The 14546-nt window shown below is 31.3% G+C and carries 15 protein-coding genes; all 15 read right to left on the bottom strand.

Annotation, left to right across the window (positions count from 1 at the left end):
• Positions 1-828 (bottom strand): hypothetical protein, encoded by an 828-nt coding sequence (locus tag AC3IS6_RS01435; protein WP_489163029.1) that lies wholly within the window; start codon positions 826-828, stop codon positions 1-3.
• Positions 829-886: 58 nt separating this feature from the next.
• Positions 887-2284: a UDP-glycosyltransferase gene (locus AC3IS6_RS01440; protein WP_489163031.1), complete on the bottom strand. Its 1398-nt coding sequence runs from the start codon at positions 2282-2284 to the stop codon at positions 887-889.
• 66 nt (positions 2285-2350) lie between these two features.
• A complete protein-coding gene (locus tag AC3IS6_RS01445) occupies positions 2351-3160 on the bottom strand; it encodes a polysaccharide pyruvyl transferase family protein (protein ID WP_489163032.1) in 810 nt (269 codons plus the stop codon).
• Positions 3161-3171: 11 nt separating this feature from the next.
• On the bottom strand, positions 3172-4047 hold the full coding sequence (locus tag AC3IS6_RS01450) for an N-acetylneuraminate synthase family protein (RefSeq protein ID WP_489163034.1): 876 nt from the start codon (positions 4045-4047) through the stop codon (positions 3172-3174).
• Positions 4040-5200, bottom strand: coding sequence for a cytidylyltransferase domain-containing protein (locus tag AC3IS6_RS01455; RefSeq protein ID WP_489163036.1), 1161 nt, complete (start codon positions 5198-5200; stop codon positions 4040-4042). The genes AC3IS6_RS01450 and AC3IS6_RS01455 overlap by 8 nt, the downstream gene beginning before the upstream one ends.
• 6 nt (positions 5201-5206) lie before the next feature.
• On the bottom strand, positions 5207-5830 hold the full coding sequence (locus AC3IS6_RS01460; protein WP_489163037.1) for a methyltransferase domain-containing protein: 624 nt from the start codon (positions 5828-5830) through the stop codon (positions 5207-5209).
• The gene (locus AC3IS6_RS01465) at positions 5793-6902 is read right to left on the bottom strand and encodes a glycosyltransferase (RefSeq protein ID WP_489163039.1); all 1110 of its coding nucleotides are present in this window, start codon (positions 6900-6902) and stop codon (positions 5793-5795) included. Before AC3IS6_RS01465 ends, AC3IS6_RS01460 begins: the two co-directional genes overlap by 38 nt.
• A gap of 59 nt (positions 6903-6961) precedes the next feature.
• Entirely contained in the window at positions 6962-8032 is a 1071-nt protein-coding gene (locus tag AC3IS6_RS01470; protein WP_489163041.1) for a glycosyltransferase family 2 protein, read from the bottom strand.
• Positions 8033-8075: 43 nt separating this feature from the next.
• The gene (locus tag AC3IS6_RS01475; protein WP_489163043.1) at positions 8076-9260 is read right to left on the bottom strand and encodes a glycosyltransferase family 4 protein; all 1185 of its coding nucleotides are present in this window, start codon (positions 9258-9260) and stop codon (positions 8076-8078) included.
• The gene (locus AC3IS6_RS01480) at positions 9260-10162 is read right to left on the bottom strand and encodes a glycosyltransferase (protein ID WP_489163045.1); all 903 of its coding nucleotides are present in this window, start codon (positions 10160-10162) and stop codon (positions 9260-9262) included. The genes AC3IS6_RS01475 and AC3IS6_RS01480 overlap by 1 nt, the downstream gene beginning before the upstream one ends.
• Positions 10163-10187: 25 nt before the next feature.
• Positions 10188-11066: a glycosyltransferase family 2 protein gene (locus AC3IS6_RS01485; RefSeq protein ID WP_489163047.1), complete on the bottom strand. Its 879-nt coding sequence runs from the start codon at positions 11064-11066 to the stop codon at positions 10188-10190.
• On the bottom strand, positions 11063-12019 hold the full coding sequence (locus tag AC3IS6_RS01490) for a glycosyltransferase family 2 protein (RefSeq protein ID WP_489163049.1): 957 nt from the start codon (positions 12017-12019) through the stop codon (positions 11063-11065). The genes AC3IS6_RS01485 and AC3IS6_RS01490 overlap by 4 nt, the downstream gene beginning before the upstream one ends.
• A gap of 32 nt (positions 12020-12051) precedes the next feature.
• Entirely contained in the window at positions 12052-12699 is a 648-nt protein-coding gene (locus tag AC3IS6_RS01495; RefSeq protein WP_489163051.1) for a NeuD/PglB/VioB family sugar acetyltransferase, read from the bottom strand.
• Complete coding sequence (locus AC3IS6_RS01500) at positions 12693-13769, bottom strand: DegT/DnrJ/EryC1/StrS family aminotransferase (protein ID WP_489163053.1); 1077 nt, start codon at positions 13767-13769, stop codon at positions 12693-12695. The genes AC3IS6_RS01495 and AC3IS6_RS01500 overlap by 7 nt, the downstream gene beginning before the upstream one ends.
• Complete coding sequence (locus AC3IS6_RS01505) at positions 13769-14539, bottom strand: FkbM family methyltransferase (RefSeq protein WP_489163055.1); 771 nt, start codon at positions 14537-14539, stop codon at positions 13769-13771. Before AC3IS6_RS01505 ends, AC3IS6_RS01500 begins: the two co-directional genes overlap by 1 nt.
• Positions 14540-14546 lie beyond the last annotated feature (7 nt).

A 14546-nucleotide genomic window follows, 5' to 3' on the forward strand; every position in this document is an offset into this window, starting at 1 on the left:
TTATCTTTCGGATTTAATTTTATGTGACATAATTATTGAAAATTCTTTGGCTCCTCGTTCGTTCAGATGATACCCATTTTTAAATTTAGTATCATCCGGAATAGATTTTGAAAAATCCCAAAGTCCAGGGTATTTTCCCGACAATAATTGAGTAAAGCCTAAATTTTGAGTATCATTCCTAAAAGGCGAAACAAAAAAATTAGATTTTATCTTATTATCTCTCAGGAATTTTACTATCAGTTTATTGTATTTATTGTATTCCGTAATCGTGTCAGGCAAAGTTCTCTTCCATTTATCTCCAAAACCATAAAGAGGCGCAAATCCTTTGCTCTCCTCAAATTGATTTTTCCTTCTTAGAGATGCTAACAATTCTCTTACTCCCAACTTTGAATCATTTTTACAGAATCTATAAAAAGGACAGTAGTACAATAATAAAAAATCACCTTCCTCTTCATAATAGTTTTTTATTGAAATATCTTCCCTAATAAAAGGCATCATATCGATATATAGAAAATTTGATCTCTCAGAGGAATTGTAATAATAATCTGTTTGAATAAAAATTGAATCATACTTGATCTCATATAAACGCAAAAGTTTCAGTATGGCCAAAATATCTTTAGGTCTGGCGTCCATTATACCAAAATTGACACTATTAACCTTCAAACAAGAATCTACGACCTTGGTATTTATATCATTGATAACTCTTGAAGATCCCAAAAAAACATAATCAAAATACTTTCCTTTCTGATTCTTTATAAAATTAAACTTAGAAGTATTAACGAATCGTGTATTTAAATAGGTATAACCAACATCTAATAATGCTGCCAAGGAAAACATCACTATTAGAATTTTCACTATAAATAACATGAATTTTTTCAACGCTTTTCTATTGTTTTAAAATTCTATCTATACTATTCCAAATCTTATCTGACGCAATAGTAGGATTTGGTCCGACTATTACTTCAAACCATTTTTTACCTTCGAAAACGCTTGATGACCTTGCATCTATAATATCTTTAACCGTTTGAGTTAAATTTTCTTTACTTCTTATCCATAATGCAGCTTCTTTTGAAGGCATTGAGCGAAAATGAATATAATTATAGTTTTGCCCTATGTCTCTAATTCCCTTTTTTAATTGAGGCTGCTCGTAATCAAAAAACAAACATGATTTATTATGAGCAACAAAGTCAAAAACCATAGATGAAGCAATATTCCCAACGAATTCAGTATGTTCGCAAATATTAAATTGCAGCGCAAAATCTTCTTTTGAAGGCATAATTTCATTCCAGTTTTTACCAACTGGCCGCCACAATGGATCAATTGAAACAATGACATCCTGATATTCTTTTAAAATTGCTTCATAACGATCTGTAAAATCAACCGGGCATTTACGATAAATGATTCCTAAAGAATATCCTTGCTTATTTAATTCACGGACTGAGATGGCCAAGTCTTCTAAATAATATTGATCCAGAGGTGATGTAACAATGTCATCACCCGAAAAACAAATATACTTCCTGCCTAAATCTAATTGGTGCTCTGCAAAAAAGTCCTCTTTCGATTGTATCAAAGTCGAATCAAAATGACTCTCAAATTGTGGTGTTCCGGTTACGAATATCTTTTCCGAAGCAATATAAGGGCAATACATCAGAAGTTCTTTCTTCATGTGATCGCTCCAGACGAAATAAAAATCTGTTTCGATTAGGGTTGTTGCTTTGGGTAAATTATCCCATGAAAATATAAAAGTTCCTGTTGGAATTCCTAAGTCTTTAGCAGCTAAAATTGGTGCAATTGCCTGAGTTGGTCTCGGATTAGTACAAAAAATAAAATCGGGTTTATTTTCTTCTAATTGCAATTTACAGCTTTGATATTTAGATGATTTTCGTTCCAATTTTTTAATACGTTCACGAACAAATTTATTCCCAGCGGTATTAGAACCAAAGAAAACCAAAAGATCTACTAAAATACTTTTTGCTGCATTTGTAACCGAACTGTAACTTTGAGGAAAATTGTAAGTATTATAAACTGTTTCTTTATATTCCTTATCAAAAATATTTAGTTCAATTCGTTTTCTGGCACGGGCAAAAACAGTTGTCAAAGGATGGATCTTTTGATCTTTAATTTTTACCTCATCATAATTTAACTCTCCGTTAAGTGAAAAAGGGGTATTATTCCAGTACGTAATTTTAAAATTATTCTCTTCGCCTATCGATTTAAACTTTGTAAAAGCAAAATTCCTCAATCCGACACCATCAGGCAAAAAGATAAAAATATTATTTTTCATGTGTATTTTCTTTTTCAAATAATTACTTATTCAAAAACTCTAAATTCTTTTTTATAAACAAAACTATTAAGCAAAAGGACAAACTTCCATTAGCCCGTCTCTAAGCTTCTCTAAAACAATTTCTTTTGGTAGACTTGGAAACTTTTCAAATAATGCTTCTAATTCTTTTGCACTATAAGGATCTAATCTAATTTCAGGCTTGTAATTTTCTAATTCTACCGATTCAAAATAATCCTGATATTTGATGTCATCTCCAAAAACTTTATCTGAAAATCGCTGCCAAACCGCCGGGATTCCATAAGCGTGTGCTACAATGATACCATGCAAAGACGATGAAATAATTTTTTCACATTGCAAAAACTCGATGGTTTTACCTTCAATATCATTTGTCATCATACTAAGAACGCAAATGTCATCTGTTTCCAGATTCATCGCTTCAATAAAAACGGCGTCGTCATAATGTGGAATAATTCCGTAACGGTATTTTTTTTCTGTTGGGGGATTAAAATAACGAGGCAGTAATAAAGCCGGATCTCCAAAAACTTCGGGAACTTCATGATTTTGTTCTAACAAAAAGTTACGTGTATGCGGACCTCTAACTGCCAAAAATTGGGCTTTTTTAATTGGATATTCTTTGCTGATTATTCCACTTCCCCAAACAATACATTTATGATTGACATTGGTTAAAATACTTCCAATTGTAACATATATCGGATTAAATAAATCCGTAATTCTGTTTTTTTTGGGCCAGGCAAAAATTACTTTTTTTCCTGAAATCTTTTCAACTAAATATTTCCCTAATAAATCACCATAATTTTCTTTCGTCTTCCCTTGAATAATTCTTTCATTCCACCAAAAAAGCCGAATACTTTTCATAGACTAAGAGATTAAACTTTTTGGTTTTTAAGCTTATCCCGCTGCACTTGCTCGATCGCCAGAATATCTGTTTTTTTGAATGTCAACGCTTGATGAACTGCATTTAAATCTCTTGACAGTTTGCGTAAACCCATTGGTTCAAGTGAAGCTGCATGATCGGTTCCTTTCCATGTTCTGTCGATGGTATAGTGACGTTCGATGATATTTGCTCCCAAAGTAAAAGCTGCAATATCTACTGCAATTCCTAAATGGTGACCTGAAAACCCAATGTGTTTTACTTTGTCTCCATATTTTTGAATTAGAATATTAATATCTAATAAACATACATCATCAAAAGGTACCGGATATCCTGACGTACAATTGTATAATACTAAATCCTGATTTCTATTTTTTTGAATAAAGAAATTTACTAAATCATCTGTTTCTTCTTTTGTGGTCATTCCGGTAGAAATATGTAATTCTCCAGTATAATTTTCACAAAGCCAGGATAACATTTCGTAATTATTATTACACGCTGATGGAATTTTAATAAACTCCGGTTTTAAAGAAGCAATTTCTTTTGCAGAAGTTGTATCCCAAACAGAAGTTGAATACACAATTCCAATTTCTTCGCAATATTGTTTTAGAATTGCATGCTGTGCTAAATCAAACTCTAAAAATTCACGATGCGCACCATAAGTATCACCATAGGAATTAGAAGCATTTGGATGAGGGGCATTATATTGCACTTCGGTCAATAATTCTTTATTATTTCTCTTTTGAAATTTTACCGCATCCGCATTGCAAAATATTTTAGCAATTTTGATTAGCTCTTTTGCTATTTCAATTTCTCCTTTATGATTGCATCCAATTTCAGCAATAACATAAGGCTTTTTGTAACTATTCATATCTTTCATTGTAGGCAATTATTTTCTCGCATGCTTCTCTAATAGCACCTGCAGCTGCAGACTTAGTGAGCAGATAATCTGCTTTTTGTTTTACTGTTTCTGTTGCATCAGCCGGAGTAAATGACCATCCTACACTGCAAATATTAGTCAGGTCGTTCACATCATCTCCGATATATGCAACGGCGGCAAAACTACTATTTCTATCTTTAATAAATTGTCTCAAAAACGAGTATTTATCTCTAACTCCTAAAAATGTATTTGATATCTGAAGTTTCTTCATTCGCTGGGCTACTAATTCAGAATTTTCAGACGTCATAACTATTACTTCCACCTCATGCTGGCGTAATATCTCAAGTCCCATTCCGTCACGCATGTCAAATGCTTTTGCCAATTCTCCTTCAGCGTCATAAAATACTTGTCCATTTGTAAAAACACCGTCAACATCCAGAACTAAATAATCGATACGCTGATGTGATTTGCTTTTTTTAAGTCGGTTTGCTAAAAGTTCTTCCACAATTTTCCAATCGGTCATCGAATCGATTTCAACCAAACTGGTTTCCTCCATTTTTACTAATCCGATAGTTCCGCTTACACGATTTTTGGTTTCCAGAAAAGCCTCTTTCGTAGTGGCATAAACAGCTCCGTTTTCAATAAGTAAACCCTCAAAATCCTGTCGTCTCGGGCGATTAAAAACGTCATAATTTTGTGGCGTCCCATCTGAATTCCATGTAAAACGATGTGTATTAACCACTGTCAATGCAGCTGTTTTTTTATGGGTAATAATCTCATTTAAAACGGCATTAATATCTTCTGAAGTTGTCATGGGAGATGTTGCTTGCAGCAAACAAAAAATATCAAAATCATTTGTTACTTCATTTGCAAATTCTATCATAACACTTTCTGTCAAAGCAGTATCATTTGCATTTTGCTCACCTCGAAGCTCTACTTTCACTTTTGGTGACCAATAATATTCTTTTTTAATAAACGCTATGATTTCGCTATCGTCCGTAAAAACATAAATTTCATCTAAATCAGAAAAAATAGCTTCGGTCAATACCCACGAAAAAAGTGGACGACCTAACATTTTTTTTTTATTTTTCCCAGGTATTCCTTTTGATCCCTTTCTAAGCGGAATAATAGCTGTCTTTTTCATAACTATTTAGATTATTCGTTTTAAATTATAAATAGATTGTTGTCTCCACTCTGTATAACTTTCGACTTCAAAATCGTACTTTTTGAATATTTGTTCTAACTCTGGCCTGGTGTAATCACTTAACCACCCATTCTTTTCTCTTGTTAGTTTTACTATATCTGAACAGCAATATGACAAGACAATTTGTTTTGTATTCGATTTAATTTGTTTAAATACATTTTCAATATCATAAACATATTCCAAAACTCCACTAAAAACGATCGTATTATACTCCAATAAATCTAGAGAAATTGGCTCATTTAAATCACATACCACCGTTTCTTCAAATCTCTTTAGAATATCTGATGGAGTATATTTTGAATAATTTTTTAAATAAGTTTTCAAAATCATATTTCCTGCTCCAAATTCAAGAATAGTAGCATTAGGCTGAATATAATCACCTAATATTTTTGTTCTTTCATTCCAGTCTTCATAAAGTTCTTTGTTCTGACTCCATCTTTCAATATCGGATTTTTTTTCTGATCGCAATGCAGCTATTTTCTCTAATCTATCTTCAGCATTACTGACTTGCTTTTTAGATTTATTGAAATTTTTAATTTTGTTTATTAATCTCACAAGCAATTTCTCCATATAATTTTAAAATCTGTTCTCTTACTTTTACTCTATCGTATTTATTTCTAACATTTTCTATGTTATACAATAAAGCACTGGCAATTATTTTTTTATTATTTATAGCTTTAATAATTAAGCGTTTTATTTCGGCTATATCTTCTGCATCATTTATCAAAAATCCGTTTACACCATTCTCTATAATTTCTTCTGTAACCCTACCCGGATTAGATTGAATAGGGAAAGCTCCCATTCCCATTGCTTCAATTAATGCATTAGGGATACCATCTGAAAGACTGTTACCGATATAAATATAACTTGTACCCATCAAACTTATTAAATCGGCATTAGAAATAAAATTATTCTTTAAATGCAATGTGTATTTTAGTTTGCTAAACCTATTATTTTGGGCAATATACTTTTGTATCGTTTCATCTGCTCCGAAAATAACAACTTCATAATTTTCTACCAATGAAATTAATTCTTCATCGAATGCCTTAACTATATTTATCCCTCTGCCAATTTCGTCATTATAACCTTTGATTAAAATAATCTTTCTTTGGCTATCATTTAACTCTGATGGTATTGTATCAAAATCGACTCCTCCATTTCCAGGAAAAACTCCTAAAAAAGTTTTCATGAAACCTTTCTCTAAGGTAATTTTGTAATCACGATTACAATCTGTAATTAAGTAATCAATTCTTTTAAAACATTCTTCAGCTTTGTTATCTTCAATTCCGATTTCTTTAGAATAAAAAACGTCGCTTCCCCACGATGAAAAAATCCATTTTACTTTGCAGTATTTGTTCATTACAGGTAATATAGACAAACCTGACAACTGCAAAGCAAAACTATGCACCGCATCTGGTTGAATTTCACTTAGATATTTTTCAAAAACAGCAACTGTCTCATGTTCATTGTAACGCTGCAAAAATTTATAGGTCTTAGGAAAATGACTTTTTGCAAATATTCTTCCGGGAAAATTGTATTTCAATTTCCAATTTACTTTCTGATGCAGCCAACTCAATTTATCAGATTTGACGGCCATCCCCGAAATATCAAACCAAAACACCTCATGTCCTGAATCTTTCAACTGATCTGCCCATCGAAAAAAATGAAGCGATGGTATTGAAACCATTACAATTTTCATAATTAAAATCGGACAATTAGAGTAATGATATTTTTTTGACGATCAAAAGTATATCGATATGGATTGCTTCTGTAAGTTTTAATAATTTGAAGCAAAATAGTATTATTTATATTTTCCATTGGTATATAGGATAAATATTTTCTCCCCAATAACTGCTTAATTCTACTTTTTAATAGAACCAAAAATGAAACTTTTTCAATAATAATCTGAACTGTCTCACCTGAAAAATTAGCCATTTGAGCCAAAAGTGCTTCTAAAATTATTTGGGAATTATTTAAACGAAGATCGGAATCTACTTTTTGATCAAGTTTTTCATACTCTGAAAATACTGTTTCTTTGCCAAAACCCAGTTTGTCATTTATTACTATTCTTTTACTTTGAAGGGTCTGATGCATATAAATTTGATTTATACGCTCTAGCTGGCTCTGAAATGGATGCTGACTTTGCTTACTTCGATAAGTCTTTGGATGCCATTGGTGTTTTATTAAAATTTCCTGATCATAAAAAGTAACCTTTAATCCTGCATTTTTCATTCGAATATGAATATCAGTATCTTCAGCTCCCCATCCATGATAAAATTCATCGTAACCGTTTAACCTTTTTAATGCCTGAGTTGGAAAAATAGTTGTCCCGGTGACCTCATCATTTCCTACAAAATCAACTTTATAATCTTTGAATTCTTTATCTAACAAAGATTCCTTGTGAGATAAAAATCCATACTGAAAATAATGCACCTCATCAACTGTCATTAAATCATAACATTTTTGAATAAATTTTGGGCTAAAAATCAAGTCTATATCTCCTACCAAAAAATATTCTGAGGTGACTTGCTGCAAAGCAATATTTATTGCGCGGGATTTATTCCATAGCTGTCCGGAAACGGGGCATGAAATAAATGTTATTTTTGGAAACTGTAATAACAATACCTTTAACCCCGGCAAATAATCTAAGTCACTGCCGTAATCAACCAGAAAACAAGTAAATCTACCTGTATTCTGTTGCTGTAGCGAATCAAAACATTTTTTTACGATACGTAAATCACGATTACGATTCGTTAGGACTAAGGTTATCATAATCTATTATTAAATTTATAAGTGTTTTATACAAAACTAAGAGTTAAAATAACTTTCTGTAGCTGTCATTAAATTTCTCAATCCCAAAGTTTGCTCTTGAGTATTCAAATGCATTTTTTGAAATAGTCTCTCTTTGTTTTTTATGTAAAATCATTTTCTCAATTTCAAATACAAAGTCATTAATAATTTGTTCTTCTTCAATACTTTCAATTAAAATTCCATTTTCATGATTAGAAATATGTTCACTAATACCCCCAACGTTTGTTGAAATTGGAATAACACCATAAGCCATTGATTCCATAATAGTCATTGGGAATCCCTCATATAAAGAAGGCAAAAGAACCAAGTGTAATTCTTTATACAATTTATCCAAAATCGTTTTGTCTGTGATTTCACCCAAAAAATCAACACCGGATGCCGCAATTATATCCAAATTGCTTTTCATCCCTGACCCCGCCATTACAAAAGAAATGGAAGGATGTTTACTCTTTACTTTTTTTGCAATTCCTAGAAAAACTAGTGGCTGTTTCTGTTCGCACCATCTTCCAATAAAAGCGATTTTTAAATTATCTTCTTCCTTTCCGTCAAAAACAGCTTCATCGAATTCAATTCCATTTTCTATAATTTGCAGTTTATCATGATAAGAAGAATCAACTTTGTATTTTAAATAAAACTTTAGAATATCTTGCCTGGCTGCCTCATTGATAGCTATTCGATTTGCAATTAACGGTGCTGAGTTTACAATCGCATCTTCGCGGTGATCGTTTTCTACAAAATTATGAAACAGGTCATTTTTTATAATTGTTCCTTTAATTTTGGGCAATATGTTATAATAATAATCTGTATTACAGCCAAAAATTGTTTTAACTGACTTGCTCGAATTAATTATTTGAATAATTTTATTTTGCAATTTATGGTTAACCCATCTGTTTTTTTTATTCAAAATTGGATTCAATTCAACAACATTTCCGCAAGATTTAAATTCTTCATAAAAACTTTTTGTCGCAGAACCATGTGTGAAAACAATAGTACATTTTTGATCTTTCAATGCTTTTAAAATTGCAACATGAACCCGTTCCGCTCCGCCTAAATGATAATAAGGAAAAAAGAAAACATTCTCTGCAGATTTAATTTTATACCCTTTGACAAATTCAAATTGAACAAGGTAAAAGCTCCCAAGTATACTATTAAAAATTGGTTTCAGTATCCTTTTAAATTCTTTTATCATCAAAACAATTCCTTTTTAAGCGAACTTACATATACTCTTAACGATTTTAATTTAGTTGGCATGATAATCCATACTTGTATTAATTTAAAAAAGGCTTTAAAATATTTTTTCTGTCTATTTAACTTAACGATTTCAAAGCACTTTTGATTGTAAAAGTGCTTTTGAAAGATTTTCCTTTTGTTTTTGAAGTTTATATCCTCATAAGCATCCTTCAATATTGACCTTACTATTTCTTTTTGATTAACTAATTTTGAAGCGACTCCGATATTAAGTCTATAAACTGCTGTTATATCTTTTAAACAATAAATTTCGCCTTCATTTTTTAAAGTCCACAGATAAGTTGGTAGATCTCCATACGGATACTTTAAAATCCAGGAAGGTAGTTCATCATACTTTTGAATATTCCTAAACATTGCAGTTACAGAATAAATCGTATTGTTTTCTATTAAATCTGCAAAGGTTGACAATCTGTAGTTTTTTTTGTGATGCAAAACTTCTTCAAAGCTGCCGTTGGGAAGCAACAACTTCAAATTAGTGTGAACGATATTGTATTCTTGATTTTGTTCTAAAAAATCAACTTGTTTTTGAAGTTTTAAAGAATCTGTCCAATAATCATCACCATCACATATTGCGATATATTTCCCATCACATTCTTTTATCGTCCGCATATAATTGGAGATAAGCCCCATATTCTTTTGAGGACTTGGGAGCAACTTTATCTTATCTCCATAGCCACGAACAAATTCTTCACAAATCGCTCTTGTCCTATCAGAACTGCGATCCTCTCCTATTACTAGTTGAATCGAGAAAGTTGTTTCTTGATTCAAAATACTTTCAATAGTTTGAGCAATATATTGTTCTTGATTATAGGTAAGTATAAAAATACTGACGGTGTAGTTCATTTAAAAATAAAAATTTAAGAAACAATTATTGCAGTATCCTTCGAACTTTCTTTCTGATATACTTTAATTTTCTGATTATTTTAGGCAGAAAATAATTTTCATATTCTTCTCTAACAACTTTTTCTAAATTATCGACAGCCAACATTTGTCTGTCAAAAATATTTTTTTTTATTTTTTCATCATCAAGATAAGAAAGCAGGCAGGCAAAAAAATTAAGGCTCTTTTTTATACTTATTAATTTAGAATTTGTAGAGTGCACACCAACATTATATCTATAAACTGCCATATTCTCTTGTAAATATTTCAATTTACCTTTTTCTGCGAGCAACATGTACAAAAAATAATCACCGATTGGACTCAATAAAAATTCAACTGGAAACTCTTTTATTATATTTCTAAAAACTACAGAAGGTGTATGAATATAATTACCTAGTCTGGCTAACGTTTCAATGGTTTCATAATTCTCTGGTACTTTTGTAATAAAATCATCTACAATTTCACCATCCAATTTTAAAATATTTATTTTATGAAAACAAAGAACATAATCTGGATTAGTTTCTAAAAAATCAACTTGTTTTTGAAGTTTTAAAGGATCTGTCCAATAATCGTCACCATCGCATATAGCAATATAAGTACCTGAACATTCACCTAAAGCAAAAATAAAATTAGGCATCATTCTTAAATTACTTTCATGCCTAAAGTATTTAATCCATGATTTTTTAGGATGCCTTTCTAAAATTTCCTGAATAATTATATCTGTCTTATCCGGAGAATAATCATTGGCAATAATTAGCTCTACTTCAAAATCACATTCTTGCATCAAAACTCCTTCAATAGCTTCCCGAATATAATTTTCATGACCATAAGTAATCATACAAACACTAACGATAGGATTCTTTTTCATCTCAATTTTTGCCTTAAAACACCTAAACCAACAAGTGACAAGAGAAGTTTTAGCCAAATATCAGCTTTCATTTTTTTCCTGAAAATACTCCAACTACAAAATTTAAAGGCTTCTAAAATTAATAGATTTCTTAGCAGTTTTAAAGTATCTGAATACTTTTTAGATACAAAGGCAGTATTTATTAATCCTCTATTCGTATTACAAATAGAATCTGCTAACCAAATTCTATTCAGATTATTTCGTTCAACAAAGCTCTTCCTGCAAAAATACGTATCCATTAATGCAAAGATGTATTTATCAATTTCTTTAGGATGGCTTGCACTACCTTCAAGAATTCTATATACCGTTGTTATCTCGTTTAAATGGTACAATCTTGATGTATATGCCGTTTCTAAGAGTATTCTAGTATCGCCTATTACCTTACCTTCAAGCTCTTTGCTTAGTATTTTTATAACTCCATCTAAAATTGTTTTTCTAAAAACGGTAGAAGCAAATTCAACAAATTTACTCTTTAACATTTCAGGAATGACCTCTTCCTCACTTTGTATAAATCTCGCTGGTGATTCTATAAATTGACCCGTTTTCTCAATAAATTGCTTTGTATTAGAGTATACCAATCCCACTTCCTTATTCTTTTCTAAAATATCAACCTGTTTCTGAAGCTTGTCTTTCGTTATCCAATAGTCATCTCCCTCACACATTGCAACATAAGTCCCTGAACATTGCTCCAAAGCAAAAAGAAAATTTGGCATTATGCCTTTATTCTGAGTATAATTAAAATATTTAATCCATGCGCTTCTAGGATGTCTCTTTAAAACATCCTTTATAACGATATCTGTTTTATCAGGAGAACAGTCATTAGCAATAATGAGCTCTACCTCAAAATCACATTCTTGCATTAGAACTCCTTCTATCGCTTCCTGAATAAACTTCTCATGACCATAAGTAATCATGCAAACACTTACTTTTAGATTTCGATTCATTTTCAAAATCGTAACTCCTCCAGTTCTTTAATAATTTTACCCGGTACTCCAACAATTAAACTATTGTCAGGAACATCTTTAGTGACAACAGCTCCGGCACCAACAACAACATTCTTACCTATACTAATTTTAGGCAATACAGTTGCATTTGTACCTAAAACGGTGTAATCGCCAAGTACACAATTTCCGGATATATTTACTCCCGGGGATAATTCTACAAATTCACCTATAGTACAATCATGACCTATTGTGCAGTTTAAATTGATTAGAGAACCTTTCTTAACCGTAACGTCAGATGTGATTACTGTTCCGGTCATGATATTAGATCCTACTCCAATTTCATTACCGAAATTACCTATTACAGCAAGTGGGCTAATTGTAGAACTAAATACTCCTCCTAATGCAGTAAACTTGTCATAAAGTTGTTTTCTCAATACAGGATTTCCAATTCCTATCGTAAACCTGTTATCTGTTGCATTAAAATATGTTGTTGCTTCATGAAGCGTTTTTAGAATAGGAAATTTATTAAACAATAAACCATGTATATCCTCATTCACATCATCGTAGAAGGCCAAATTATCCGTTTGACTTAATTGATAAACTACTTCTAAAACTTCTTTCGCAAAACCTTTAGCTCCAATAATTAACATAAACTGGTATTAATAAGTGAAATAATTTTCTCTAACTGCGTTAATTGCAGCCCTGCATACAATGGTAAACACATAATACGAGACGCTATATTTTCAGATACAGGCATCTTAGCCCCATTAACATATTCAATAGTATTTAAAGATGGATAGAAATAACGTCGAGGAAAAATTCCATTTTCATTTAAGATATTTTGAGTCTTAAGTAATTGTTCTTCATTCTGAAAAATTAAAGGATAATAGCTATAATTCCAACCTGTATTTTCTCTAATTTTAAAAGAACATACGTTAGAAAAATCAAGATTATCATTGTAAAAATGGACTATTTTTTTTCTTTCATTTATTATCTCATCCATATATGGAAAAACAGCCAACCCCATAGCTGCTTGTAACTCCGATATCTTACCATTGATTCCTAAACCATGAAAAGCTAACGGCCCGTTATGTCCAAAATTATGGGAATAAAATAATTGATGCCTTAAATCTAAATCGTTAGCAAACATTGCTCCTCCTTCTCCTGTATGAAATAACTTTGTCGCATGAAAACTACAAGTACTAATATCTCCATAGTTAAAAATAGACTTATTATTAAACTTTACACCAAAACAGTGTGCAGCATCATAAATAACCTTTAAATTATGTTTTTTTGCTATAGACGCTATAGCAATAACATCGCATGGGTTTCCAAAAACATGAGTGGCTAGAATAGCTGTTGTTTTTGATGTAATTGCTTCTTCTATCTTGGTCTCATCTATGGTTAAATATTCTGAATGAATATCTACAAAAACTGGTGTACAGTTCTCCCAAATTATCGATGCTGTTGTAGCCACATAACTAAACGGTGTTGTTATAATTTCACCATTATATCCCAACAACTTCAACGCAATTTGTAGTGGGACAGTTCCATTATTTGTAATAATAATATTTGAAACCTCTAAATACTCTTTCAGTCTTACTTCAAGTTCTAATACAAGTTCTCCTCTATTGGTAATCCATTCATTATTCCAAGCACGTTGAATTTGTTTTGTATATTCTGGTAAAGGGGGGAGAAAAGTTTTGGTTACGTTTATCATTATATAATTTTTTGCGAATCAATTATACCGTTCTTTTTAACAAAAACTAATTCAACAAGCCATAAAACTTTCAGATTAAATGGTCTATTTAAATCTGTTATTTCAAACAATCTATACCCATTATTATCCATGAAATTAATCATTTTAACAAAACTATTATCGAAGTTCTTATTCACAACTCCTGCTTCAACCATGAAAATTTCAGTTTCCCCAAAAAAATCGCTTGCTCCTTTCAATACTTCGATATCCAAACCTTCTGCATCAATTTTTATAATATCCGGGGCAGGAATTTCACTTTTAGAAAGCAACTCATTTAAAGTTATTACCGGAATTTCGAATTGCTCTAATCCTGCTTCTACAGCCTCCTCTTTAGTATATCTAAAAGAACAGCTATCATCCCGATCCACAATTGTAAAAAGAAAAGAACCACTTTCTGCTCCTGCTCCAACAGGGTAAAACTGAACTTTAGAGTTTTTTTCTAAAATATCATTTAACGATTCTTTAAGCCAGTTTTGTGGTTCTACTAAAGTGTAATGTGCATCCGGAAAATATTGTAAGGCCTCTCTTGTCCATGTTCCATGATTTGCACCAACATCAACAATATGTTTTGGCTGAAAATTTAATCTCTTTAAATTAGTATAGAAATTAGACAATAATAAATTTTTACTGTTTATATCAGTTTTAGCAGCAGTAACCGTATTTACTCTAGTCAAAGTATAACCTAAACTTCTAAAAAATAGCTTAAGTGCGTTTTTTATTCTTCTCTTCATTTAATTT

This window comes from Flavobacterium sp. KH_035, assembly GCF_057839565.1.

Coding starts and splice junctions, on each gene's coding strand:
- AC3IS6_RS01440 (WP_489163031.1), bottom strand. CDS start 2,284: ATGAAAAATAATATTTTTATCTTTTTGCCTGATGGTGTCGGATTGAGG.
- AC3IS6_RS01445 (WP_489163032.1), bottom strand. CDS start 3,160: ATGAAAAGTATTCGGCTTTTTTGGTGGAATGAAAGAATTATTCAAGGG.
- AC3IS6_RS01450 (WP_489163034.1), bottom strand. CDS start 4,047: ATGAATAGTTACAAAAAGCCTTATGTTATTGCTGAAATTGGATGCAAT.
- AC3IS6_RS01455 (WP_489163036.1), bottom strand. CDS start 5,200: ATGAAAAAGACAGCTATTATTCCGCTTAGAAAGGGATCAAAAGGAATA.
- AC3IS6_RS01460 (WP_489163037.1), bottom strand. CDS start 5,830: ATGGAGAAATTGCTTGTGAGATTAATAAACAAAATTAAAAATTTCAAT.
- AC3IS6_RS01470 (WP_489163041.1), bottom strand. CDS start 8,032: ATGATAACCTTAGTCCTAACGAATCGTAATCGTGATTTACGTATCGTA.
- AC3IS6_RS01475 (WP_489163043.1), bottom strand. CDS start 9,260: ATGATAAAAGAATTTAAAAGGATACTGAAACCAATTTTTAATAGTATA.
- AC3IS6_RS01480 (WP_489163045.1), bottom strand. CDS start 10,162: ATGAACTACACCGTCAGTATTTTTATACTTACCTATAATCAAGAACAA.
- AC3IS6_RS01485 (WP_489163047.1), bottom strand. CDS start 11,066: ATGAAAAAGAATCCTATCGTTAGTGTTTGTATGATTACTTATGGTCAT.
- AC3IS6_RS01490 (WP_489163049.1), bottom strand. CDS start 12,019: ATGATTACTTATGGTCATGAGAAGTTTATTCAGGAAGCGATAGAAGGA.
- AC3IS6_RS01495 (WP_489163051.1), bottom strand. CDS start 12,699: ATGTTAATTATTGGAGCTAAAGGTTTTGCGAAAGAAGTTTTAGAAGTA.
- AC3IS6_RS01500 (WP_489163053.1), bottom strand. CDS start 13,769: ATGATAAACGTAACCAAAACTTTTCTCCCCCCTTTACCAGAATATACA.
- AC3IS6_RS01505 (WP_489163055.1), bottom strand. CDS start 14,539: ATGAAGAGAAGAATAAAAAACGCACTTAAGCTATTTTTTAGAAGTTTA.